This window comes from Nostoc sp., assembly GCF_036918015.1.
Lineage (GTDB): Bacteria > Cyanobacteriota > Cyanobacteriia > Cyanobacteriales > Nostocaceae > Nostoc.
In genome coordinates, this window is record NZ_JBALEO010000091.1 from 164,335 (window position 1) to 190,000 (window position 25,666).

Consider the following 25,666-nt stretch of genomic DNA (forward strand, 5'->3'; position numbering starts at 1 on the left):
TGCTGAGTTCTGAGTGTTGTTACTTAGTTAGCATTTAAAGTCTTCAAAAAATTTTAAATTTTCTTTGTTGAAATTTAAATTCCCAGGCAAAACCTGGGAATCCTTATTTTGGGGAGAATGTCACATTTAAGCAGGCAAACTGTTTGGTTGTGGGTATGAGGAAAGTTTAACAATGCCAGTATTAACAACTCAAGTTAAGAAAGACTTTTCCGTTCGCGGAGAGGACAGGGAAACTCAACAGCACGGTAGCAATACTACTACAAAGGTACAATTACAATCTGTAAGCAAGACTTATGCTAACGGCACTCACGCCTTATTGAATGCAAACCTTGAGGTAAAAAAGGGAGAATTTCTGTTTATCACGGGGCCAAGTGGTTCTGGAAAATCAACGCTCTTGAAACTGCTGTATGGCCAGGAGTTGCCTACACAGGGAGAAGTAATTGTTGATGAATGTAATGTAGCGGATTTGCGGGGCGATCGCTTGTCATTATTACGGCGACGAATTGGTATTGTGTTTCAAGACTACAAACTGATTACCCAACGAACAGTAGCAGAAAATGTCACTTTTGTGCTACAAGCTCAAGGGTATACCCGTAAAGAAATTCAACGACGTTTAGAACCAACCTTAAAGCTGGTAGGTTTGCTGAGTAAAGCTGACTGTTTTCCAGATCAACTGTCTGGAGGAGAGCAACAGCGGGTGAGTATTGCCCGTGCGATCGTTGGTACACCACCCCTACTGTTGGCCGATGAGCCGACTGGAAATCTCGATCCAGATAATTCCTGGCAAGTAATCCAGATTCTCCAGAAGTTAAATTCCTTTGGGGCTACAGTAATTGTCACCACCCATGATGAACAATTGGTACGGCGGTGCAATCATCCGATAGTGCAAGTTCGTAATGGAACGTTGTCTCGAAAATAGTTATTTGTCATTAGTCATTGGTCATTGGTCATTTGCAAAGGACAAAGGACAAAGGACAAAGGACAAATGACTAATAAACGTGGTGTTTGACTTTTGCTGATACGGGTACGAAAGGTACTGCTGTTTTGAGGGGTAGTACTTGTAGGCGATCGCAGGCTTGTAAACTCTTAAAAGCTGCCTCTCGCACTACAACTTCTTCCTCTCGACTGAGTAGGAGTTGCAAGCATTGGACAATATCTTGCTGCACTGAAGAGTCAACTCGCTTACGGCTGATGAATTTACTGAGTTGACCTAGAGCAATCAACCGCTTCAATGGATCTTTTTCTGTTAAATTCATCAACAACCGATCGAGATGGTCTTCTTCTCGATTTTCATAGAAGTTGACAATTTGCCATACCAATAAAATTAAAGTTAACAGGGTTCCCGCACCTTGCGCGATCGCACCAGCAGCAATCCAGTGACTGTGAGAGTCAACCCATATTGCCGCTGCCATGTAAGTGCTGACAGTAGCAATACCACCACTGATAACTGCTAAAGCTAACCGACGATTTGAACTATTTAAGAAATTACGTATTTTTGACCAGCGCAATTGCCAGTCCCACTCCTGCATTGAGTAAACCAATACCATTACTCCAATGCCGATTAAGAGAGCCAGTAGCAGTTTCCAGTTCCACAACAACATGGCAATGATAATTGTCAGGAACCCAAGAAAGCCCCCAGGGCCAGAGAAACGTTTAAATGTTTGCTGCTTTATGGCTCCCTTTGTCTTGAATTTTGGAAGCGACCAGTTCCAGTTGGGGATTTGGTTGATCAATTGCTGCCAAGAAGACGAAGCCTGTGCCACAGTGTTTACCTACTTGATTATGAAATTACCTATTGTATAAGTTTTACTATGGATGAAGGAAGGATGAAGGCTCAAAGCATAAAATGCCCGATTTTATAGACGGATAGTAGACTAATACAGCACAGCGCAAATAAGATACCATTTTCAATTGCTAAGAGCAAGGGCATCTTGTACGTAAGTCTTACTTAAAGACAAAAACGAAAGTTATCAAGGGTGAATTGACCATCAAAAGTACAAAAGGTAACGCTGTGAATGTTATTCACATTTATAGATAATAAGGTATTGGGGGAAATTGGCGAGTCGGAATTAGCAAGATTAGAGCCTGGTAGCGCAGTTTGAGCGAGTAATTGCCGATCGCGATCGTAGGCGGAAAGCACTAGCCGTTGCGAACTAGTGACAAAGGCACTAACCGAATTAACTGGACGCAAGAAAGTAGCTTCTAAAAATCCGCTTTTGGGCGCTCCCATTAAGACTATTAGCCCTGAATAGGTTGGAAATGCTGGATTTGATGGCTGTATTGCTAGAGAATTGTGAAAAATGACTCCCCAACGTTCATATTGGCGCTCTACCGCTTCAAAACACTTCAAGTCTTCTAAGTCTAAACAAATACAAGTAGGTACAGTAAGTTTGGCAGCATCAAAAACTGGCTCGACCTGACCCCGCCTAGCTGAAGCTTTAATTTCGTTTTGTATATTAAAGTTGTCAAGCGCAAATTTAGCATCTTCAATCGTTGGTAGTTTATTTGATTGAAGAGTAGCCTGCTTTACCATGACATCCCGCCTTACTATTACTTAGATAAAAATCAGATTAGTTATACATCAAAAGCTGTGCTTTCTACATATATAAGTAAAATTAACAGCTTATTAAAATAAGCGTTCTAACTATTTTTGACGTGTTGACGGTCAAAATTATTTATCGGTTTTTTGATAGACTACCATAAAAACTTATGCTGGATTCACGCTGGAGCGAGCCTCGCTACCATGCAAAACCCTTATAGAACAGTAATTTCAACGTTCAGTTACTTTATTTTTATGAAAAAAAGCACCAAATCTTTACAAGTAATCCAGTAATTTTATATCTACTTAATCTGACGCTAGCGAGAAGTCTGAGAGTGATTGCTTCGCTGATAATAACAATGAGTGGGGAGTTTGAACTAGACACATGAACCCGGATTTCTCACGCATAGTGTAGGTAGAGGGGGAAGAGGAGTGTGGGGAGTGTGGGGGGTAAGACTTCTTCCCCATCCTCCCACACCTCCCACACTCCTTGGATTTCTCACTTGTGAGAAATCCAGGATGAAGAGTGCTGAGTTAAAAGACTGCCTACAAGGGACGTTGCTCTTACTAAGTACACAAATATTAAGTGCTTTTTAATTTACTCAACACTGAATGCGGTAAACATTTAGGGTGACAAAAGGAGAGGCGGAGAAATTACCGAATCTTCTCTTTGTGTGCCTGCCTCCCAGGTATATTGTCTTACTTGTGCCAACGAATCACTACAGTCAACAAAAAAGACTTATGTTTCAACCACTAGGATTTGAACAACGCTCTATAGGTACCTCACTAGGTAGAATGGTATATTATACTGCTGCTGGAGCGCCTTGGGAGGATGATGTGACAGCCAAAGACGATCGCGAAACTTTGGTATTTCTGCACGGCTTTGGTGGTGGGTCTTCTGCTTATGAGTGGTCGAAAGTTTATCCGGCTTTTGCGGCTGAATATCGGGTCATTGCGCCAGATTTGCTCGGTTGGGGTAGGTCTGAACATCCAGCACGGAGTTATAAAGTTGAGGATTATTTAACCACGATTCGGGAGTTTTTCGAGCAAACTTGTACTGGGCCAGTAACAGCGATCGCTTCTTCTTTGACCGCAGCATTTACAATTCGGGTAGCAGCAGATCGTCCTGATTTATTCAAGTCTTTAATTCTTACCACCCCCGCCGGAATTTCTGACTTTGGCGAAGACTACTCCCGTAGTTTTTTTGCCCAGTTAGTCAGCGTTCCCATTGTCGATCGTTTACTTTACAGCACTGGAATTGCTACTAGTGGCGGCATTCGCGGCTTTTTAGAACAAAGGCAATTTGCTCAATCCAATCGAGTCTACCAAGAAATTGTAGATGCTTATCTAGAATCTGCCCTACAGCCTAATGCTGAGTATGCAGCACTGTCCTTTGTCCGTGGCGATTTGTGCTTTGATTTATCCCTTTACATTCAACAATTAGCCACTCCCACCGCCATTATTTGGGGACAAAAGTCAGAATTTACAGGCCCCTCAATTGGTCGCCGCCTTGCTGAAATCAATCCCCTAGCGATCCGATTTTTTCAACAGTTGGAAGATGTCGGATTAACACCACAGTTGGAATTGCCAGCAGTGACAATCGGTTTAATTCGCAAGTTTTTGCCTTTGCTTAATTAACATGAGTCATAGAGACGCGAAATTCGACTCCGCGAACGCCCCGCTGTGCTAACGCGTCTCTACATTCTTTTTCACCAGATGTTTAATAAGATTTCTAGAGAAAACATTATTCACAAAAGTGATAATACTATTTGTCTTTCAATCTGATATCAATGACAGTTGCATTGAAGTTGTAGTTAAAACCTTCTAACTCAAATGGCATCCCAATTTTTACTTTACTGTTACCCAAAACTGGGCCGCTTTCAGTGACTTGAGCTTTGCCATCTAAAGTTAAAAGAAAATCTGTACTGTAATTATTGCTCTTGGGATCTGGCAGTTCTTTAACAGTGCCATCAGGTTGAAAAACATTGACTGTTCTAGGTAGCTGTTGAATAGATTTAATTTCAATCTGTCCATAGGGTTGATTGCGGATAATCACATTGGTTTTTCCGCCTTTTTTTAAACCATTGTCAATTAATTTTTCCGGGTCGCGTACATTCAAACCACGAACTACTAAGTCTACTTCTATGGGTACTGTTTTCGCCCCAACTTGGGCGACAGAACCAGAAGTGCCAGGAAAAACAAAGATGCCAAAGATAACTAGCAGAATTACCAGCACAGCACCTAAATCTAGGAGATTGATTTTGCCAAACAAGCGACCTTTTGAATCTAAAATAGCCATAAAAAGTTTTCCGAGGTAATAGCGAAGTAATGGATTGTAGCCAGAAAGTTTTCGATGGAAACAGTAATTTTCCCTATTTGGTAATAACTCAAAGTATTCGGGGGTTGCGGTTATGCGACAGTTTATCACAAGTTCGTAATTTCCGAGGCACGGCAGCTAACCCTCAAACTTTTACCAGTTAATACTGACGCACCTAGAAAGTAAAATCTAGTTTTTAAGACTATCTCTAGAGAGAATCCCTAGCATTACGCAATTCGGTAGATTTGCATCAAGATTATCTGTATGACAACTCCTTTGGTCTTGAGTTAAGAATGCAACTTAGAATCCTCTAAATCCGTCTCATAATTTGTCCCCTCATTTTGTGTTCTCCCGAAATAATCTTCAGAGCGTATTATGTTCAATTGGAAAGGTTTTGCTGCAAATTACCGTATATGGCGGCGTCGCTGGTTTTATCCCCTAATTTCAGTGGTAGTCGCCCTGAGTCTGTGCCTAAGTACACCCTTGCCTGGAAGAACTTTAGATTTCTTACCTCTTCTACTCCAAGGAGTTCAGGCATTTCAGCTTTCTAATATATCTCCTAATCAAGAAGTTGATCTTGGTAAGCAGATTAATCAGGAATTGGTCGGCAGTCAAGTCCGACTTTACCGCAATCCCGAAGTTAATCGTTATGTAGAACAAGTTGGTCGGCGTTTAGCAGCAAATAGCGATCGCCCCGATCTCCCCTATACTTTCCAGATAGTTGAGGATGACGCTATCAACGCCTTTGCGACTTTGGGCGGCTATGTATATGTCCATACGGGTTTGCTGAAAACCGCAGATAATGAAGCGGAACTGGCAAGTGTACTCGCCCATGAAATTGGTCACATTGGCGGGAAACACGTAGTTAAGCAGATGCAGCAAAAAGCCCTCGAAAGTGGTCTATTAACGGCGGCTGGCTTAGATCGAAATTCCGCAGTGCAAATTGGCGTACAGTTAGCGCGAGACTTACCACGCAGTCGTAAAAATGAATTTGAAGCCGATCAAAGAGGACTGCGAACTTTGACACGTACTGGTTATGCCCAGTCTGGGATGGTTTCTTTTATGCAAAAGCTACTGAAAAAGGGTGGTTCTGCTCCGACATTTTTAAGTACACACCCCGGAACGAGCGATCGCATTGATGCCCTCAGACGTGCAATTAACTCTCAACCTAGTAATGGAAAATCTGGCTTGGATAATGCTAGTTATAAAGCAAATATTCGACCATTAGCGAAGTCTTGAGGAAATTGGGAAAGAGGAGGCAGGAGGCAGGAGGCAGAAGGCAGTGTTTCGACTCCCTTCTCTACGAGAGGCTGCGCCAACGACTACGCTCAGGGCAAGCGGCTCAACAACCAGGCAGGGGGCAGAAATTCTTTAATTTTGAATTTTGAATTTTGAATTTTTAATTGATTTCTCCCCCTCATTTCAAATATTCCTCAATTCCTATTGCGGCGATCGACTTTAATTTTGGCTGGATCAATGTTAATTACAACCTCTTCTAAAGGCAGGATACGGATATAGTTTTTAAAGATATTAACTTGATAAACCAACTGATTTGTGACATCTAGTCCAGTCAACCACCCACTCCGGGGATGATAAGCGCCAGTATCTATGTCTAGCCATCCCTTTCCTTGGGCCAGTTTACCAGGAGAAACACCAGGCAGGGTAAAGGTAATGGTGTGACCGATGATAATTTGTTTATCTGGAAAGTAGGGTTTTTCAATACTGTGAAATTCCTCTCGTATCCAGCACAGTTCATCGGCAGTTTGTTCTGTCACCGACTTGGAAGGGTCAACACCAGCATGAGTTAACCAAATATCCCCTAAGTCAAGGTATGTAGGCAAAGCTTTTAACCAATCCAGATGGTCATCAGGAATTGGAGCCTCTTGGTAACTGGCCACGGTCGCTTGCCCTCCACCAAACAGCCATGCTTGCATTGTCGAAGAGGAAGTCCTTTCATTCGTCAGAATGTTTAGTAACATCTGCTCATGATTTCCCAACAAACATGAGTAGTTATTTTCCTTGACAAAATTAACTACTTGTGCACTGTGAGGTCCGCGATCAATTAAGTCTCCCAGAAAATAGACTCGATCTTCTGACGTGGGGGCGATCGCCTCCAACAATGTCATTAAACCTTCATAGTGTCCATGCACATCCCCAATTACAATTCGTCTGGGGCTAGTTTCGCTCATTGTCTCTTAGCTGCAATAGTTTTGGCTAATACTTCTGCTACAGTTTACGCTGTCTGGTTTCCGCAATGAAAGGTAAAAATACTGGATAATGCTTATTTTTATTTAATTTTTGTACGAGTAATACAATTAACTTATCAAATATATACAACGACAATTGTTTTTTAGATATAACTTATAATATCGATGGCGTAAGACTAGGTTTTTCTGCTAATTTAAACTACTTAGCCGAGAATTTAGGCTCTTGCCATATTCATAACTTTTAAGTTCACAATGTCTAATGGTTTCTCTGCTGAAATTAGTTCGCGCATCTGCAAGCACATGAATGACGATCATGCTGATGCTGTAGTTATTTATGCTAAAGCTTTTGGTGGTGTCACTGATGCGATCGCAGCCGAAATGCTGTCAATTGATGCACAGGGTATGGATTTAACAGCGCAAGTCAATGGGGAAACTGTACCAGTTCGCATTCAATTCGATCGTGTTTTAGTAGATGCGGAAGATGCTCATCAAACTTTGATTGCAATGGTGAAGCAGGCGCGGGTGAAGGCTAAATAGGAAATTACAAAGTAATTGACACTAAATCTGCGATACATTTAATCACATATTTTTGTACATATAGCAATACTGAATCATTTGTGAAAAACAAGATCCCCGACTCTGTAAAAGTTGTCGAGGATCTGCCGTTTGGTTAAGCTTAGAGTCAAAACTGTGTTATGTCATGTCCGCTTGATTGCTTATTAAACCCGAAGAACCCCACCCCGCCAAAGCTACGCTTTGTCTCCCCTCCCGAAGAGCGGCTACGGTGTACACACAAGTGTTGGTGCAGTGTATCTATCCCGCCTCGGAATAAATTCCGAGTCTCATAGCGAAAGTCTTCTAAAAGAAGACTAAACAAGAAATTTAGTTCAGTCCACGCTTAGTGGACTTTAGCTATCAGCCCGGAACTAAAGTTTCGGGCGTAATATTTGCTCAGTGTGCGACTTTCACTTGAACAGAAATATTGGGTGGGTAGGATTTTTAGAGATGTGTGTACACTGTAGCCGCTTGCGGGGAGGGGTGTAATGACTGTGGTTAGCATAACTAATTACGCGGACATGATATTAAACCTCATCTATGTTAAAATCTAGAGTTTTTTAAAAGATATATATATTTATGTAGGTTGGGTGGAGTGAAACGCAACCCAACATTACCACCTTATTTTATTTATGTTGGGTTACGCGATCGCTGCACCCAAGCGACAAAACTACGGTTCTCAAGGTAGACGAGGTTTATCTCGTAATTGCTGTAAATACTCACCCCGCCAGCCGATACATAATCACCTTTCCTTTCCAATTTTCTTCCACAAATACCAGATGCTCACCATTGGAACGCCGAAAAGCCCGAATACCGTAGGGTATATCAATCCAGCCACTTTCGCTGCCAACTTCTGGGCCTGGTTTTAACTGTTGTACTTGCGCTCCCGTCTTGGCATTGTAGACATATACCTCTGCGGTTTTGACTGTCACGGCAAATACATAGTCTCCCGTCACACTGATTGCTGCTGTAGACACTTCACGCTTCCCGGTGCTGTCGTAGGGAATTACAATCCGCCATTTGGGAGTACGATTTCCTTTACTCCAATTGTCAAAACGGGCAATCTCAGATCCAGCAACTCCAGCATCGTCACCAAATGCAGGACGATCTACCGTAAAGCCTGACAAAAACATACTATCTGTTTCAGGGAAATATTCGATCCGCCGCAAGTCGTTAAATATTTTGGGAGTAGTTTGCTTTTCCATCGAACTATAGCTGTAGATGGGGTTGCCTTTAGGATCTATTCCCTGTAAAGGATAGTGTCGAATGCCATCTTCTGTTCGCAAAGCTTTCCAAACATCTCCTTTACTGTCTACCCACCAGCCACCAAGATGAGGATAATCTTTGCTGCGATCGTATTCGTTCTTTTCAAATTTGCCATTACCGTTGCGATCGCGCCAGATCCATTCTCCTTGTTCTGGTTGATACGGTGGCCAATTTCCGGCAATAAATGGTTTATCTGCGCCATTAGTTCCGACAAACATTCCGGCGGGGATGGCAACTTTACCATCTGTGGCGGGATTAAAACGATAGATTTGCAGAAAGCTGTTATACATATCTGTGAGGAACAAAAACGGCTTCCCTTGGATGCGGCGAACAAAGGTTCCGTCTGGCGATGTATGCAGACGTGGATCTTGAGGATATTTGAAAGGATTTAAGGTGTAGGCTTTGTAATTCCATTGCTTACCAGCAGCCTTACTGTAATCCATCAGATAGTGTTCTTGTTTGGTGAATAAATCTACACCATCAGTTTTCGGATCGGCATCTGCATTATCGACGAATATCAATCCCAGCGATCGCCACATTAGTTTTCCCGATGGCGAAAATTTCCGCAAATCTGTTCCTGATTTGTTGAAACCATTACTATTTATATAGATATTGCCGGAAGCATCTGTACCGACTCCGGTAAGTCCGTAAAGTTTCAAATCTCGAACTTCACCAGGAACTCCTGCATAGATACCGCCTTTAGAACCAAAACTACTCACCTGCACTGGCCGATCTTTGATCTCATAAGTCAACATTTGCTGACGCGGGCCATTTTCTGCTACTAACAGCTTACCTTGATGATTAATAGCGATCGCAGTTGGTTCGACGATATCTGCAATCTGTTGGGGCAATTGCTTTCCACTTTGGGAATAATGTAAAATTTTTGCAGGCTTACTACCATTTTTACTTTGAATAATCCACAGATTTTTTTGTGGATCAATAGTTATTGCTCCTGGATTAGCAACGGGAAAGCTGCGAAGTTCCTTCATCGTATCAGTATCATAAACACGAATCTGGTTAGCAGCAGAATCACTCACATATAACTCGCTTCCCACAGTTGCTAATCCAGTAACTTCACTTTTAGTACTGGTAATCAACATACTTTTATCCCAACCACGCCCATTCGGAAACGGCGCAGGTTTTCCTGATAAGTCATAGCGTCTAACGCTATACCAAGTTGTTCCTTCTGGTGGATAATCTTCTTTTGTATCGCCCCTGGAACCTTGAGTCATGGCAATGTAAACATATTTACTATTTGCGGTTACAGCTTTGCCACCGCCACGACTCCAGCCGTGAGTATCCCCAAGAGCAGCAATAACTTTACCATCTTTATATATTCCTGCCTCCATTGCCGCCTCATCCCAATGGCTGTTAGTATAAACCGTGCCATCAGGGGCAACATACATTGCCTCAATATTATTTTGTATCCGCAGATTTCCACTGCCAATTGTATTACCTATCCAGGATGTTTTGTAGTTAAGCGCGGGTGTTTCAGTATTGTTTTGTACCAGCAACTTTGTACTGTCAATAGTATTACTTATTGGTGATGCTTTGTATGTAATTGTCGGTGTTTCTGTTGTTGCCCAGTCTGTTGTAATTCCAATGCTAGTAACAATGACTGCAACAGTCATACTGAGTAAAAAATTGAAAGTTTTACTTCTTTGTAAATATTTAGTCTTAGATAATTTTTTTACCTGCTGATTGAGTTTATGACGAAGTTTTACTAACTTCGCCAGTAATTTATTTATCATATATTTTTCATCTTTTAATTATTTATATACAATTACCTTTTTTGAAATCCGCACAAAAGATAACTGTTTTTAAATTCACTCATATACAGTTTTTCCGAACCAAGATATCTGATTACATATCAATAAAAAGCTATCAGGATTAAAAATGTACTATTTATATAAGCTTTATCAAAATCACATGATTGTATAAAATAGTAAACAAAAATTTTAAAAGTATTTATTATTGCTTTTGTACTGTGATTTCTGATACAAACTTATTTGCTCACTAGTAGCTTTTTCCTTACTATACATAGCATACAGCTTGTTAAATTATAGGTATAGTAGATATGTAGTAAGTGTTATTTAGTTAATAAAAAGACAGATTTTAATTCATTGTTGACGTTGGGATATAAATAGTTTATAAATTGGTGTTCCGTAAAAAAACTCTTATTAGTAATGTGTATTCCGAAATTATAGTGATTCGGGTTTGGATACAACACGCTGTAGGGGCACACAGATGTGCGCCCCTACTGTTTTAATATATTTATAGGATAAATATCGATGGAAGCTAATAAAGAAAGAAGTTTTAATTCAGTATCTGCATCCATTCTCACTCTGGGATTAGGCTGGTTTCCCAAAAGTCCCGGAGGATTAGAAAGGTATATTTATGAACTAACTCATAAATTAGCAGCAAATCACGATCGGATTGAATTATGTGGAGTCGGTTTACCAGAAGCTGAACTAAATTCGCCGATTAAGCTGACTAACTTGGCGAGTCCCGATAGTGCTATTTGGCAAAGATTATGGTCGATTCGCACGAATTTTCAGAAAACAAGAACCAGCAAACCAGATGCTATTAATTTGCACTTTGCATTATACAGCTTTCCGATTTTAGATATTTTACCAAAGGGAGTACCAGTTACTTTTAACTTTCATGGCCCTTGGGCTTCTGAAAGTCAGCAGGAAGTTGTTAACAAAAACCTCAGTCTTTTAATTAAGCACTGGCTAATAGAACAAAACACTTATAATCGCTGCGATCGCTTCATTGTTTTGAGCAAAGCATTTGGTAAAATTCTACATGATAAATATCAAGTACCGTGGAGCAAAATTAATATTATTCCCGGTGGAGTTGATATTAATTGGTTTCAGCCAAATTTATCACCCCAAGAGGCTTGTGCAAAGCTAGGCTGGCCTAGTAATCGCCGGATTATATTTACATCACGCCGCTTAGTGCATCGAACGGGAGTTGACAAATTATTGCAAGCTCTGGCCATAATTAAGCCCAGAATACCAGATGTTTGGCTAGCGATCGCAGGTCGTGGCCACATCCAAGCTGCACTACAACAACAGGCTACAGAATTAGGACTAGATGACAACGTTAAATTTTTAGGTTTTCTCCCTGATGAGCAATTGCCTATAGCTTATCAAGCGGCTGAATTGACTATTATGCCTAGTCAATCTTTTGAAGGATTTGGATTAGTAATAGTTGAGTCTTTAGCTTGTGGCACTCCTGTTTTATGTACTCCAGTTGGGGGAATGCCAGAAATTTTATCAGAATTTTCACCAGATTTAATTACTACTTCAACAGACGCCTTAGCTATTGCTGAAAAATTAGAGCAAGTGCTTTTGGGTAATATCCCCATACCTTCACGATCGGACTGTCGCCACTACGCCACCACACATTACGACTGGAATCAAATCGCCCAACAAGTACGGAATGTTTTATTAGCTTAAATAAGTGATTGTAATAGATTTTAGGGTTGCTGCGTGGGTCAAATTAGATAAATTAGAGGTTTTATGAAAATTCTTTTTTTAGACCAAAGCGGTAAACCAGGCGGTGCCGAATTATGTTTAATAGATATTGCTAAACCTTATGGCGATCGCGCCTTAGTAGGTTTATTTGCAGATGGATCGTTTAAAGATTTACTACAACAAAATCATATTCCAGTAGAAGTTCTCGCAACTCAAGCAATCCAAGTTCGCAAAGAAAGCAGTTTGCTACAAGGATTCAAGAGTTTGGGACAACTTGCACCTCTGATTACTAAGGTAGTTAAAAAAGCGCGTGAATACGATTTAATCTATGCCAACACCCAAAAAGCATTAGTTGTCGGAGCTTTAGCAAGTTTTTTCAGTCGTCGCCCTCTGGTTTATCATTTACATGATATTCTTTCCAAAGAACATTTTAGCCAAACTAATCTTCGCATTGCTGTTAACTTAGCTAATCGTTTTGCATCATTAGTAATTGCTAATTCTCAAGCTAGTCAAACAGCCTTCGTACAAGCAGGAGGACGCTCAGACATCATCGAAGTTGTTTACAACGGCTTTAATCCAAAAATTTATCAAACTGATGAATCTGATATTAAACAATTACAGCAACAGTTAGGATTAGAAGGAAAATTTGTTGTTGGACACTTTAGCCGTCTTGCACCTTGGAAAGGCCAGCATATTTTAATTGATGCCCTGGCTAAATGTCCGCAAGAGGTGACAGCAATTTTAGTAGGTGATGCACTGTTTGGCGAACAAGATTATGTCCAAAAGTTACACCAACAAGTTAGTGAACTGGGATTAGAAAACCGCGTCAAATTCTTAGGATTTCGTTCTGATATTCCCCAGTTAATGGCAGCTTGTGACTTGGTGGCGCATACATCTACTTCGCCAGAACCCTTTGGTAGAGTGATTGTAGAGGCAATGCTATCTGGAAAACCTGTAGTTGCAGCCAAAGCTGGAGGTGCAATGGAGTTAGTAGAACATGGCCTTAATGGTTTTTTAGTGACACCAGGAAAACCCCAAGAACTTGCACAAGTAATTATCACTTGTTTACAGGAGACAGAAATAACTGCGACTATAGCTAATAATGCCAGGACTACTGCTAGTCAGCGTTTTGATGTTGCAAGTATTAATCAGCAAATTTTTCAACTGCTGTCCCACAGATTATAATTACTTTTCTCAAACTCTTATTTCTCCGTGCCCTCTATGTCCTCAACCCCACCCCCAACCCCCTCCCCGCAAGCGAGGAGGGGGCTAAGATGTAGCTCATGTGATTAGGAAACGCTATAATCTGGCTTTCAACTTAGCTACACTAAACTGGTTACGCAGATATTCCAAATGGGCGATCGCATTTGCTTTATCGACAGTTAATCTAATTTGGGGTCTATTGCCTTATTTAGCCGTCAGACTTAAGTCTGCGGCTAACAAAGTAAGCCTGCTTATGCAGGCTAATTATTTTCTGCTAAATTCTGCACTGTAGCCTCAAGCCGCTTCCCGCAGTTGTGGTTGTGAGGGCACACTCACCTCTGGAAATGAAAGCGAGAGTTGTTCGGCTTGAGGTACTGCCGCTTGCTGCAAAACTTGAACTTCAATATTCACGCTGACCAAATAACTACCTGTATCAGCACCAACTGCTTCGGCAATTAGTTTAGCAATGTCTGGGCGTTTGGCAGTCAGCGGGTCACGTAAAATACACCGATCCCATTCATGCTTGGCAGTCGGATTGAGGTTGAGAATATAATGCTTCATCATCGAACTAACCCTTGAATCCATCTTCCAGAAGGTTTTCACAGAGCCATTATGCATTTGGCTAGGCTTTGTGGACGCTATACCTATTATAGTATATTTGTACTAAATTGGACGATATCTGAGTCAGAAAGTAGGAAATATATCATGTCCATCCAATTGGCTATATTCCCTAATCTATGCAGAAAGCCCAAAAATCCCTTTAACCGGACACGATTAAGCTGTTCCACATTTAACTTGCATAATTAGCGTGGGCTTTTCGACCTATGCCACAAGAGTTATATAAATTTTGGATTAGATGTCGTTTAGCTTATAAACCATTCCTAAAAGCGTATAGGTGTGTCTTAGCTATATTCCCGTGCTACATCCGATTAGTTAAAGGACTTCTAACAAATAATCAAAGCGCAATGTCTACGATGGGCAAAGCCAACGCCAAATTTATCTATTCCTTTCTTCTTCAATTTGGTAGTGTCTCTGAATTCCTAATCCCATAAAATCTGCCTATAGGTAAATTCTAATACAAAGGTATTGCAACTAAGCTTACAAAGCAACACCTTATATTTATGTAAATCGCTATATGCTAGATATCTATATTATTGACCTATTTGTAATTGGTCTACTTTTACTGATGGTAACTTTAGGGTCAGGTTGGATTACTCGCTTACCCCTTTCTTTTGCCATCATCTACCTAGTGGTTGGTATTTTTCTAGGCCCTTATGGCTTAGGGCTGATTCAATTACGTCGAGATGACGTTTTTAACACCGAACTGCTGGAGAAAATAACAGAACTTGTAGTAATTATTTCTGTATTTAGTTGCGGCTTAAGAATTGTTCGGCCTCTAAAGTTGGGGGTTTGGAATATTACGGTGCGATTGATTCTATTTTTGATGCCAATTTCAATTTTTGCTCTGGCTGTTGTGGGTAAATTGTTTTTAGGTATGAATTGGGGAGAAGCAATTTTATTAGGAGCAATTCTCGCACCTACCGATCCAGTATTAGCATCAGAAGTACAACTAACCAGTGCAAATGACCAAGATGAGTTGAGATTTGGTTTAACTTCTGAAGGTGGGTTAAATGATGCTTTAGCTTTTCCCTTTGTTTATTTTGGCATTCATGCCTTAGAAGATGACAACTGGGGAAACTGGTTTCAACAATGGATTACAGTTGATTTAATATGGGCGATCGCAGCTGGTATTATTATGGGAATTGTTGTTGCCAAATCTATAGTTTGGATTGAAAAAAAAGTTCAAAAACGCCGTCCTGCCGATGAGTTAATGGAAGATTTTATTGCTATCAGCACAATTCTCATAACTTATTCATTAACAGAAATGGTTAATGGCTATGGATTTTTGGCGGTATTTGTTGCTGGGTTAGTTGTCCAACGCAGTTACAGGAATTCTGAAAAACCGATAGAACAATTAGAATTTGTTGAGCAAGTAGAAAAGCTACTGGAAGTTGGGACAATTTTACTATTAGGTTCAATATTATTATTGAAACCAATGCTTAATTATGCTATGCAATCTGTGTTAGTGATAATTTTGTTATTCTTGATCATCAGACCTTTAGGAGTTTGGATTAGCACAATAGGTAAACGTCCTCTAGATTCACGCCGCCGAACCTTTCACCCAGGAACTCGGTGGTTATTTGGATGGTTTGGTATTCGCGGTGTTGGTTCTTTATATTATCTAGCTTATGCCTTTGGTCATGGCTTAAAAGGTGAAGCAGCCGAACAAATTGCTTGGATAACTTACACTACTATTGTTGCCTCGGTCATTGTGCATGGAATTAGCGCAACTCCATTAATGAAGTGGTATGAGCGCAATTTTGCTAACAAGAGAAAAACTACTACTCCCACTACAATAGACGAATTTGAGTAAAAGCCATTTTTGTATGTAGCGACTGTCTTGAAAGTCGCTACAGTTTAATTTTTTGAACTTTACTCCCAATTTGAGAGTTGCTTTGAGTCTTAATTCCCCTTTCTTTATAGGAAAGGGGTTTATATTAGGTCTATATTCCCTATTTACCTGTCACTTTTTCAATAACTTCTTTCGCTTTTTCGCCAAAACTTTCTGGGGGATTTTGTTTTTGTTCAGCCTTCAAATTTCTTTCGTAAGTCTTCTCTATAGTAGTAAGATTTTTTGAATCTTTTATTGCTTGCTCATAAGCTTTTTCTCTGTCTTCTTCTTGAATGCCAACACCTGGATCGTATTCGTTAGCACGATTAATTTTTTCTTCAGAATTTGGTTTATACTCTGGAGGTACTAGTTTTAATTCTTCAAGAGTAGTTGCATAACTACTTTGCTGAACAAAAATGAAGGAACCTGTTAAGCTGATGAAAACCATCAAGCCAACAACCAAAAAGCTTGAACGTAATGCTTGTTTTAAACTTAATAGAATTTTTTGCATGAAAAAATCTCCTAATCTTTCGTGATGAGCTTTTTTAGGTAGAAGATAGGTTAGATATCTTAGGCTCACAGGCATCCTAAGTGTTTAGGTACAGTTCTTTCTTCTATCTCAAGGTATATTAATTTTTAGCTAGGGTAATCTTATTCACAAGACTAAAATCCCCGACTTCTCTAAGAAGTCGGGGATTTCGTTGTCCACAAATAATTTAGTAGTAGGACAAAATTGTGCCACTTTACCCGTGTACCTCTTGAAAATGAGAATCGCTATAGTCACAAATTTTCGTGCTTACTAATATATTGTCCAGAATTTAAGTTTTGGACTAATAGCTCAAATCTAGTCAAGTAGACTAACATTTTTACTTTCTTGTCGGATAAATACTTATGACCAACTGTGATTAATCTTAATTCCTCGGCTTTGCATTACCTCTTCAAATAAATTTGTTGGTAATGCTTCTTCTACAGGAAAAACTCCTGGTTTCTTGAGTTTACCTTCTAGCAATAATTGGGCAATACTACCTGTGCCACAACCAGAAGCTACCGCTGTATTTTCATGCACTACAGTTGAACAATAAACAGCTGTCTCACCATTTTTTTGCCCTGTAACTTCTGAACGAACTGCTACTCCAATTCCACTAAAATTATTAGTGACATCTGTCATTGAATGGCTGACATGAGACAGAAATTCAATCATGTAACGACGCTGCATTAACCATTTGGGAAAAACGTGTGCCGCAATCCAAGTTAGATGATTATAAAAATCTGGAACAGAGCCAAACTTAGTAATTACAGTTTTCACTGATGGGAATGCATGGGGCAGTGTAAAGGTTTCTGGCATATCAAACCAGTAAACTCCGCTGCTTGCATAAGGAGATGGAAACTCAACTACTTCCCTTTTACTGTAAGGCTTGACTATTTCCCATTTTCCATCTATCCAAGCCTCAAAAGGATACTGCAACCCTAGAAAAGTTGTCCGCATCACTGTAATGCCAGCACCACCAGAACCAGAAACTAAATAACTTAAATGGATCTTTTCTGGTCGATCGAATTGTTCAACTCCCTGACGTACCATGCTGTTAGAAATACCAGGGAAAATGCCAGTATTAATAATTGCCGTCACGCCAGCAGCAGCAGCTTTTTCATGATAATTCAGAGCCTTGCTGGTATAAGATCGGTGGTCGCTAACATCTAGATAATTAACGCCTTCAGCAATACAGGTTTCGAGAACATTAGTATCTCGATAGTGAAACGGCCCAGCACAATGAATGACTAAGTTAGAGTTTGCGATCGCATCTCGCAGTTTGTCAACTTCTGTCAAATCTAATATCAAAAACTGCACTTGTCCCCCTGAAGACAAGCTCACAGCCTTCCCAAACTCCGCAGAACGTCCAGTAATCGTAATTTGTGCTTGCGTATGGGTAGCTAGATCCTCGGCAACACTGCTACCAATCCGCCCTCTTCCTCCAATAATTAAAACGCTGTCTGTCATTACTCCAGATTCGCAACACTAACCTTATTTCATCAGTTTTGCGTCCTGTCTGGCATCGGTTATAAGTATGATTTATAGTATTTAATAAAATTTCTGCTCTATCTAAATAGTTGTAAACAAGTTTGTAGTCAGGACTAAAGTGCTTACTACAAACTCTTCATTACTAACTTGACAAAATACTACATTTGCGCTTCAATTTGCCTAAATACCGTTAGCGCCGAGTAACTCACCCCAGCCGTACCTTCCCCTGGATGGGTGGAGTCACCAACTAACCACAAATTCTCGATTGGTGTCCGATTGGCGAACCCAAAAGGGCCAAAGGTAGGAATTCTTTGACCAATACCGCCAACTATACCGCGATCGCGGGCTGTGAAATGGGCAAAAGTGCGGGGTGTTGCGGCTTCTTGATAAATAATAGTTTCTGGTTTGAGATAAAAGTATTGGGCAAGACGAGCGATCGCTTCTTGGGTAAACTTTTCTTTTAGTCCTTCATAATCATCAGTCTGCCACCACTGTGCAGGATCGACAAACGAAGAAGCAATAATTGTCGCTTTCCCCTCCGGTGCGCGACCATCTCCAGGATGACTGACGGAAACAAATAGGGAATTATTCTCGCCAATTGGGCCATTAACATCGTATAGAAATTGGAGGTGGGGAGGACACCCAGGCGGAATCGCGCTGACATCTATACCCAAATACACCACAAAAGCACCCGATGCTTGAGGCAGTTTTTCCACCCGATTTTTATAACCAGATGGCGCTTGTTCTCCCAACAACTGCACCAAGTTTTGCACGGTGACATTGCTAACTATGTGGTCGGCTGCTTCTGTCCAAACTTCGCCAGTTTTCTGATTTCTAATAACAACAGCACTGGCTTTGCCATTTTCTACTTTGATTTCTTCTACAGTGTGGCGCATCAATAGTTTGCCACCATCTCTTTCTAAAGATTGTACCAAGCGATCGCTTAATACTTGCATACTTCCCTGGAGGTGAAACAATCCTTGGGGTAGTTGGGATACACTCAACGCCGTTGCTGCATAAAGTAATGCTGTCTCGTCTGCATCTACCTGGGAGTATAGCTTCAGTTGCAAATCTAAAAAAGTTCTCAGTCGTCGGTCATTTCCCAATCCACATAACCGTAAAGCATCTCCTACCGTAAACAAAGTGAAGGGTACGGTAATTAATGTACTCGGACGCACCGCCTGAGTTAGCTGCCACAAATCCCATAAATTACGCGGTGGTAGTACCGGGTCGCGTCCTTGAAATTCCCAACTAGCAGCAAATAAAGTTGCCATCAACTGCCAAAACGGTTCGCTACCAGGAAACTGTTTTTGTCGTTCCTCTTGCCATTTCTCTTGGTCGCGCCAAACGTTGATGGGTGTGGTTTCCCCAGGTAAATACACCGCACAAGCAGGGTCACAAGGCGTTGCTTGTGGCAAATCTATTGACAATTCTGAGAAAATCCGGTGGTGAATTCCCCCTGGTTCCAACCCCGCCACCTGAGTTGCTCCCACATCAAAGGTAAATCCCTGGCGTTTAAACGTTGAAGCACAGCCTCCTGGTACGAGGGCTTGATCCAAAATTAAGACACTGTAACCTCTATGAGCTAATAATGCTCCAGCAGTCAGTCCACCTATTCCTGCACCAATAACGGTGACACGAGAGTTATTTTTGTCAATAGAAATGCTGGACATTGATTAGTTTCTTTAAATTTCTTAATACTTTTACTTATAATTTTACCTTAATCTCTGACTTCAATAGGGTCGAAGGGTGCGATTTATCAGTTGAGTCCAATACAGACCTAACCCCCAACCCCTTCCCTATAAGGGAAGGGGAGTAAGATTCAAAGCCTCTCTCCTAAGAGGAGAGAGGTTTGGAGAGAGGTCAAAGAAGCGCTATATTATCCCGCGATTTGAATCACGGGCGGATCAACCTAAACCCAAAAAATTGGAAATCAACGGCAATAGATTGCTGCATTGTTCAACCAACTTCGCGGCACTGGGTAAACTAGAAATTGTCCCTTTTAAAATCTTTATAGCCGTTTTCGCCGCCTTTTGCATCGCCCCCTCTTGAGGACTTTTCCCGGCTTCAGCTAAGGCTTTCACCTGTTCTAATGCCTCAGCTTTATCTTCTTGAGCTAAGTTTGTATCAGCCTCAATTGCTGCTTGCAATTGCGTCAACAATTCCTTAATTCCTGGTTTATCTGGTTCGGGAGACGCTGGTAACTCGTTGATGGTATTTGTTACCGTACCGCTAATATCACCTAAATTTAAAGCTTGTCCACTTGCATTGAAATCTCTGCCAACACTACCAATATTAATTTGGCGGCTGGCATCATTACTGTTAGTCATATTTTTATTCTCTACTTTATTGTCAACTTGAACATTAATTGGTTTATTTGCTAATAATTTTACAATCTCTGCCATTTCTCCACTTTGTTGGCGATAAACGACTATTTGCTCATCTTTAGCTTGTAATTGTGCTTTATATTTTTCTTCTACAGCTTGCAGTGCCAGTTGATAACTTTGTGTAAAATCACTATGAATCTTTTCTTTATCAGCACCATCAGGTACACCAACTTTAACGACTACTACGCCATCACCTTTATTTTCAATACTCTGTAGAGCTAATTCTGTGTCTGCATTTTGGTCTTGCACTGTTTGGAAGGCATTAACAAAAGCTTTCCAGTCTATGCCATTGCGGAAAATTAAATCAACAGTATTTAAAACTTCTTCAAAGAGTTTAGTAAATTCTCCTGGTTGAAAGTCGCCACTACTGGGACGGCGTTCGCGGTCGTCTGTTTCAGGCTTTGGATGTTCGAGAAGATAGATAAAGCGACAATCTACATTATCTAACTTGGTTGTACTTTCAATATTCCACGCTTCCACACAAGCACCTGTCATTTGGGCGCTAGTGAAGTTAGTACCTATAGCTTGAGCTAAAGTTAGGTTTGCCCGCTCTAAACAAGCGCCTTGGAAGGTGGCTTCTCTAATATTAGCGTCTTTTAGATTCGCTTCTTTTAAATCTGCACCTATCAGGTTAGCGCCTTTCAGGTTTGCACCAGCATAAAATTTTCCTCGACCATTACCAGTGACGAGTAATTTTAGAATAGCTAATTTAGTTAATATGGTGTCGTCAACTCTGGCAAAGTCAAGTTTTTTTGCTTCATAAAAACGAGTGCGTATTAGGTTTGCTTTTCTAAAATCTGTGTTTTTTAGGGTTGCACCAGTAAAATCAGCATCGGTTAAATCGGCATTGCGGAAGCTAGTTCCACCTGTCGCAGCAAAGGCGAGAGCAAATGAGCGAATCCAAGGATCTTTTTCATCTCCCGTTAAACTACGCCAGCCAATGTAAGCGCTAAATAATGTAAAGGCTCCGGCGAAGGCTACGGCTACGGCTCCGGCGAAGGCTCCGGCGAAGGCTACGGCGAAGGCTACGGCAAAGGCTCCGGCTACGGCTACGGCTACGGCTACGGCTACGGCGAAGGCTCCGGCTCCGGCAAAGGCTACGGCAAAGGCTACGGCAAAGGCTCCGGCTCCGGCTACGGCTACGGCTCCGGCTCCGACTCCGGCTACGGCTACGGCTACGGCTACGGCTACGGCTACGGCTACGGCTACGGCTCCGGCTACGGCTACGGCTACGGCTACGGCTCCGGCTACTAAACCTGCTGTTAAACCCTTACGAATGGTGATAATAAAAAAAACCAGTATCGCAATTAAGCAAACTATCCCGATGATGACGTTTTGAGTGCTTTTGATATCTAAAATATATGCGACCAATGTACCAACTAAGATTGAGAAAAACCCTGATATTCCCGATAGCAGCCACGAGGCTATAAGCAACCCAATAGTCCAACGTCGCTGTAGTCCAGCCTTACCACCTGTGAAATCAGCATCTTTAAGAATTGCGTTGGTAAAGTTTGCTCCTCTAATATCCGCCTTGCTAAAGTTTGCCCCAGTCAAGTTTTGACCTTTAAAAGAGCGACCTCGGAGATTTTGACCGGAGTAGTCTGGCGGCATAATCACTAATTCGTAATTCGTAATTAAGAAAGTCAGATGAAATCTGGGTTTGGAGGTTTTAATCTGGTGACGGATTTTAGAGAATTGGTATCACTGAGATTTTATACAAGTTTGCTGTGCAATATTTCGGATTTTGGGAAAATACAAAAATTTTGGATGCAACACGCAGTATAAAAGCATAACTGTGCGTCCTTACTTTAAATGCTTAAGTTATCATCAGCAATATTGAAGTTGGTGTAAGCATACTTAACCTGTAGTTATCAATATTGCAACTGTAGCAGTCTCACAACTTATGGGAGTAGCTCCCGATTTTATGGCAGTGGCTCCCGAACTTATGGCAGCGCTTCCCAAACTTATGGGAGCAGTTCCCGAACTTATGGGAGTAGCTCCCGAACTTATGGGAGTAGCTCCCGAACTTATGGGAGTGGCTCCCGAACTTATGGGAGTGGCTCACAAACTTATGGCAGTAGCTCCCGAACTTATGGCAGTAGCTCCCGAACTTATGGCAGTGGTCTCAATACGGTTTTGTTAAAGTTTTAATCTTTTGAAGATCCCCCCCAACCCCCCTTAAAAAGGGGGGGCTTTTAACCCTCTTTTACCCCCTTTTTAAGGGGGTCGCCGTAGGCGGGGGGATCTTAAGCGATTTTGCCAGAATTGCTAGCAAACCCCCTAAAAAGAAAAAACCCGCCGTAGCGGGTTACACAACAAAACTATGAACAATGAAAACTTGATTTAGCTGGAATACCTCATTTCAGCTTCCAGTTGACGAATCAGCTGTTCGTCGCCTTTTGCTCTAGCTATTTCCAAGCGATGCTCTAGGCTTTTTTGAATATTCGCTCTGTGAGCTTCTCGTGATTTGCTCACACTTTGTAGTCTATTTTGACTCATAGTGATTACCTGCTTTAATTTTTCAATTTATGTCTTGTATTGTTAACATAACACACATTTTGTAGCTGTTGCTACAGAAAAATATCTTTTTTATATAATTTTACCAAAATATGTCTAACAACCAGATAGATCGACAACCACTCGTGACATTACTAAGCGATTTCGGCGATCGCGATGTTTATGTAGGCATAATGAAGGGAGTCATAGCCCAAATCAACCCCAGACTGAGGGTGGTAGACTTAACGCACCAAATTCCGCCGCAAGATATTGTCGCAGCTAGGTTTAGCCTGATGAATGCTTATGCCCATTTCCCCGTTGGGACAGTGCATCTAGCAGTAGTAGATCCGGGTGTGGGAAGCAAGCGACGAGCGATCGCAGTAGAATTTGCTCAAGGGTTTTTGGTCGGCCCAGATAATGGTATATTCAGCGGGGTACTCAGTCAAAGTTCTGCGATGTCTACGACGGGCTACGCCTACGCAGCCGTCGAACTTACAAATCTTAATTATTGGCGCACTCCTCAACCAAGCAAGACTTTTCACGGTAGGGATATCTTTGCACCAGTGGCAGCTAATCTTGCTAGTGGTGTCCCCCTCAAACAGCTAGGACAAGAAATCGATCCAGTAAGTTTGGTAAACCTGGATATAGGCAACTGCAAGCAGACAACCACCAGTGTAGTGGGTTGCATTCAATATATTGACCACTTTGGCAACCTAGTGAGTAACATTCCAGCGAGTTACGTGCAAGGCAAAAGTTGGTATGTGCAAGTTGCCGGATTGAGTCTACTAGGCTGTGAAACTTACAGTGAGGTGAAAGTGGGAGAGATAATAGCCTTAGTTGGCAGTCACGGCTGGGTAGAAATTGCCATTAATTGCGGAGATGCTCACTCACAATTACAGATTAATTTACAAGATGCGCTAGAAGTCTTGTTTTTTTAAGAAAATCAGACCAGTGAATATTGTTAAAGTTAAGACAGTGAAAAATCATCAGGCTGTAAAGTGCCTGTTGCTGATTTGTAGGGAAGTCAAAGAAAGGAGAAAATTGTAGATATAAAACGGAGGGTGGGCAACTACACACCACCTAAAAACAAGCATTTTCATTCACCGTAGGCAGTGCCAATTCCACAAAAATTTCCAGAAAGCAACTGCTAAAAGACGTAAGTTTAGGAATGGTGACATGAAGTTGCCTTATTGCTCATAATAATAAAAGTAACCCTTGAGCAATTTCCTGTTGTACTGTACTAGAGAATCATAATTATATTCTTAACTATGACTACACAAACACTCTCTGCACCAGAAGTTTATCAAGGTCAGTTTGGGGAATTTACAATTACTCAGAGCGATCGCACTGGCGTAATTATCTATCGCGCTGGATTAATGGTAGCAGCACTGAGCTTTGCCATCGGCAGCGCCTTGATTTTACTCAACAATAACCCAACTGTTGTAACTTTACTGACACCTCTATATGCTTGTTTCAGTCTCGCGCTTGGTGTAAGTTTATTTACCATCCATATTTATATGGCATCACTGCACCGAACGTTGCAAGTTTTTTGGGCGATTGGTAGTATCGCATCAGTGATTTTGGCGATCGCTAGTAGTGAACCTTTAGCTCTTGCTGTTTACAATCAGCCAATTACCTTATTTGGGGTTGGTTTTATCTTCGTAGCTTTGACAGGTATTTATTTTAAAGAGGCTTTTTGCTTCAATCGCCTGGAAACCAAAGTATTAACCCCAATTGTACCGCTACTGTTGTTAGGACATTTGGTAGGAATTTTACCAACTCAGGGAGAAAGCATTTTATTAGGAACTTGGGCGATATTATTTTTAGTATTTGCCCTGCGCAAGACAGTCCAAGCAATTCCTGCTGATATTGGAGATAAATCTGTGTTTACCTACTTGAAAGAACAACGTTTAGCAAAGGTTTAATGCGGATAAAAAATCGTCGGTGTCAAAAATTTCCCAAAATCAAACTAATCAAACGCCAAGAAATGTGGACACTTACGGCTCCAGGGTGGGCGATTGCGATCGCTTTGATTGCCTATTTAATATTTTTCATTTTTACTCATGTACACTCATTTCTCGCCGTAACTTCCCCGATCCAATCAGCAGAAGTATTAGTTGTTGAAGGATGGCTACCAGATTACGCTATAGAAAAAGCTTTGACTGAATTTAAAAACGGTTCTTATCATCAAATAATTACTACCGGAGGCACATTAGGAAAAGGAACTTATCTTACCGGATACAAGAACTTTGCAGACGTGTCAGCTGACACTTTTATAAAACTCGGTTTAGAAGCAGAAAAAGTAGTAGCTGTTCCGACACCTTTTGTAATTAAGGATCGTAGTTATGCATCTGCTGCTGAATTTGAGCGTTGGTTATCCAATTCAAATTTAAAAATAGAATCGATTAATCTTTTTTCCTTGGACGTTCATGCCCGTAGGAGTTGGTTTCTTTTTAAAAAAATACTTACCCCTCAAATTAATGTTGGTGTGATTGCTGCCACAACGCAAGATTATAATCCAAACAAATGGTGGAGTTCTAGCGAAGGTGTGCGGACGGTTCTTGATGAAGGTATAGCTTATCTTTATGCACGTTTTTTGAATTGGAAAGCCTAACGGTGATAATTCGTAATTCGTAATTCGTAATACTTCTCTACGAGAGGCTGCGCCCTTCTCCTTCGGAGACGCTACCGCGAACGACTACGCTCAGGACAAGCTCAGTATAAGTTCGTAATTCGATAATTCGC

Annotated in this window: 22 protein-coding genes; 11 read left to right on the top strand and 11 right to left on the bottom strand. The window is 41.2% G+C overall.

Features of this window, described 5'->3' with window-relative positions:
* Positions 1-172: 172 nt before the first annotated feature.
* Positions 173-919 carry a cell division ATP-binding protein FtsE gene (ftsE, locus tag V7K61_RS28485; protein ID WP_335058719.1) on the top strand — a complete coding sequence of 249 codons (747 nt, stop codon included), beginning with the start codon at positions 173-175 and terminating at the stop codon, positions 917-919.
* 70 nt (positions 920-989) lie between these two features.
* Here the strand turns inward: ftsE and V7K61_RS28490 are convergent, their stop codons facing one another.
* Both V7K61_RS28490 and V7K61_RS28495 read right to left on the bottom strand, forming a co-directional pair.
* Positions 990-1,763 carry an armadillo-type fold-containing protein gene (locus tag V7K61_RS28490; protein WP_335058721.1) on the bottom strand — a complete coding sequence of 258 codons (774 nt, stop codon included), beginning with the start codon at positions 1,761-1,763 and terminating at the stop codon, positions 990-992.
* Between the two features lie 185 nt (positions 1,764-1,948).
* The gene (locus tag V7K61_RS28495; protein ID WP_335058723.1) at positions 1,949-2,533 is read right to left on the bottom strand and encodes a hypothetical protein; all 585 of its coding nucleotides are present in this window, start codon (positions 2,531-2,533) and stop codon (positions 1,949-1,951) included.
* A gap of 747 nt (positions 2,534-3,280) precedes the next feature.
* On the opposite strand from V7K61_RS28495, the gene V7K61_RS28500 reads away from it, so the two are divergent.
* Positions 3,281-4,177, top strand: coding sequence for an alpha/beta fold hydrolase (locus V7K61_RS28500; RefSeq protein ID WP_335058725.1), 897 nt, complete (start codon positions 3,281-3,283; stop codon positions 4,175-4,177).
* Between the two features lie 127 nt (positions 4,178-4,304).
* On the opposite strand, the gene V7K61_RS28505 is transcribed toward V7K61_RS28500, so the two are convergent.
* Positions 4,305-4,838: a DUF4330 domain-containing protein gene (locus V7K61_RS28505; RefSeq protein ID WP_335058727.1), complete on the bottom strand. Its 534-nt coding sequence runs from the start codon at positions 4,836-4,838 to the stop codon at positions 4,305-4,307.
* Between the two features lie 393 nt (positions 4,839-5,231).
* Here V7K61_RS28505 and V7K61_RS28510 point away from each other — a divergent pair, with 393 nt between their 5' ends.
* On the top strand, positions 5,232-6,095 hold the full coding sequence (locus V7K61_RS28510; protein ID WP_335058729.1) for a M48 family metallopeptidase: 864 nt from the start codon (positions 5,232-5,234) through the stop codon (positions 6,093-6,095).
* Between the two features lie 194 nt (positions 6,096-6,289).
* Here the strand turns inward: V7K61_RS28510 and V7K61_RS28515 are convergent, their stop codons facing one another.
* Positions 6,290-7,045, bottom strand: coding sequence for a metallophosphoesterase family protein (locus tag V7K61_RS28515; RefSeq protein WP_335058731.1), 756 nt, complete (start codon positions 7,043-7,045; stop codon positions 6,290-6,292).
* 270 nt (positions 7,046-7,315) lie between these two features.
* Here V7K61_RS28515 and V7K61_RS28520 point away from each other — a divergent pair, with 270 nt between their 5' ends.
* The gene (locus V7K61_RS28520) at positions 7,316-7,600 is read left to right on the top strand and encodes a DUF2470 domain-containing protein (RefSeq protein ID WP_094351540.1); all 285 of its coding nucleotides are present in this window, start codon (positions 7,316-7,318) and stop codon (positions 7,598-7,600) included.
* A gap of 737 nt (positions 7,601-8,337) precedes the next feature.
* On the opposite strand, the gene V7K61_RS28525 is transcribed toward V7K61_RS28520, so the two are convergent.
* Positions 8,338-10,635 carry a hypothetical protein gene (locus V7K61_RS28525; protein WP_335058734.1) on the bottom strand — a complete coding sequence of 766 codons (2,298 nt, stop codon included), beginning with the start codon at positions 10,633-10,635 and terminating at the stop codon, positions 8,338-8,340.
* A gap of 540 nt (positions 10,636-11,175) precedes the next feature.
* Between V7K61_RS28525 and V7K61_RS28530 the strand changes: the two genes are divergently transcribed.
* Positions 11,176-12,348 (top strand): glycosyltransferase family 4 protein, encoded by a 1,173-nt coding sequence (locus tag V7K61_RS28530; protein ID WP_335058736.1) that lies wholly within the window; start codon positions 11,176-11,178, stop codon positions 12,346-12,348.
* 63 nt (positions 12,349-12,411) lie between these two features.
* A complete protein-coding gene (locus tag V7K61_RS28535; RefSeq protein WP_335058738.1) occupies positions 12,412-13,551 on the top strand; it encodes a glycosyltransferase family 4 protein in 1,140 nt (379 codons plus the stop codon).
* A 312-nt stretch (positions 13,552-13,863) separates the two neighbouring features.
* On the opposite strand, the gene V7K61_RS28540 is transcribed toward V7K61_RS28535, so the two are convergent.
* Positions 13,864-14,133, bottom strand: coding sequence for a hypothetical protein (locus tag V7K61_RS28540; protein ID WP_069069307.1), 270 nt, complete (start codon positions 14,131-14,133; stop codon positions 13,864-13,866).
* Between the two features lie 571 nt (positions 14,134-14,704).
* Between V7K61_RS28540 and V7K61_RS28545 the strand changes: the two genes are divergently transcribed.
* Complete coding sequence (locus V7K61_RS28545) at positions 14,705-16,003, top strand: cation:proton antiporter (RefSeq protein ID WP_335058740.1); 1,299 nt, start codon at positions 14,705-14,707, stop codon at positions 16,001-16,003.
* Between the two features lie 139 nt (positions 16,004-16,142).
* On the opposite strand, the gene V7K61_RS28550 is transcribed toward V7K61_RS28545, so the two are convergent.
* From V7K61_RS28550 to V7K61_RS28565, 4 genes are all read right to left on the bottom strand, one after another.
* Positions 16,143-16,532: a hypothetical protein gene (locus V7K61_RS28550; protein WP_094351535.1), complete on the bottom strand. Its 390-nt coding sequence runs from the start codon at positions 16,530-16,532 to the stop codon at positions 16,143-16,145.
* A 378-nt stretch (positions 16,533-16,910) separates the two neighbouring features.
* Entirely contained in the window at positions 16,911-18,017 is a 1,107-nt protein-coding gene (locus V7K61_RS28555) for a saccharopine dehydrogenase family protein (protein ID WP_335058742.1), read from the bottom strand.
* Positions 18,018-18,196: 179 nt separating this feature from the next.
* Positions 18,197-19,711, bottom strand: a complete 1,515-nt coding sequence (crtD, locus tag V7K61_RS28560; RefSeq protein WP_335058744.1) for a C-3',4' desaturase CrtD — start codon at positions 19,709-19,711, stop codon at positions 18,197-18,199.
* Positions 19,712-19,945: 234 nt separating this feature from the next.
* Positions 19,946-22,036 carry a pentapeptide repeat-containing protein gene (locus V7K61_RS28565; protein ID WP_335058746.1) on the bottom strand — a complete coding sequence of 697 codons (2,091 nt, stop codon included), beginning with the start codon at positions 22,034-22,036 and terminating at the stop codon, positions 19,946-19,948.
* Between the two features lie 292 nt (positions 22,037-22,328).
* Here V7K61_RS28565 and V7K61_RS28570 point away from each other — a divergent pair, with 292 nt between their 5' ends.
* Positions 22,329-22,568 (top strand): hypothetical protein, encoded by a 240-nt coding sequence (locus V7K61_RS28570; protein ID WP_335058748.1) that lies wholly within the window; start codon positions 22,329-22,331, stop codon positions 22,566-22,568.
* A gap of 200 nt (positions 22,569-22,768) precedes the next feature.
* On the opposite strand, the gene pirA is transcribed toward V7K61_RS28570, so the two are convergent.
* Entirely contained in the window at positions 22,769-22,924 is a 156-nt protein-coding gene (pirA, locus tag V7K61_RS28575; protein ID WP_292747632.1) for an arginine synthesis PII-interacting regulator PirA, read from the bottom strand.
* Positions 22,925-23,034: 110 nt separating this feature from the next.
* On the opposite strand from pirA, the gene V7K61_RS28580 reads away from it, so the two are divergent.
* The 3 genes from V7K61_RS28580 to V7K61_RS28590 all read left to right on the top strand — a co-directional run bounded on the left by V7K61_RS28580 (position 23,035) and on the right by V7K61_RS28590 (position 25,535).
* Positions 23,035-23,859, top strand: coding sequence for an SAM hydrolase/SAM-dependent halogenase family protein (locus tag V7K61_RS28580; RefSeq protein WP_335058750.1), 825 nt, complete (start codon positions 23,035-23,037; stop codon positions 23,857-23,859).
* Positions 23,860-24,189: 330 nt separating this feature from the next.
* Positions 24,190-24,846 carry a DUF2301 domain-containing membrane protein gene (locus V7K61_RS28585; protein ID WP_335058752.1) on the top strand — a complete coding sequence of 219 codons (657 nt, stop codon included), beginning with the start codon at positions 24,190-24,192 and terminating at the stop codon, positions 24,844-24,846.
* Positions 24,846-25,535, top strand: a complete 690-nt coding sequence (locus tag V7K61_RS28590; RefSeq protein ID WP_335058754.1) for an ElyC/SanA/YdcF family protein — start codon at positions 24,846-24,848, stop codon at positions 25,533-25,535. Before V7K61_RS28585 ends, V7K61_RS28590 begins: the two co-directional genes overlap by 1 nt.
* Positions 25,536-25,666 lie beyond the last annotated feature (131 nt).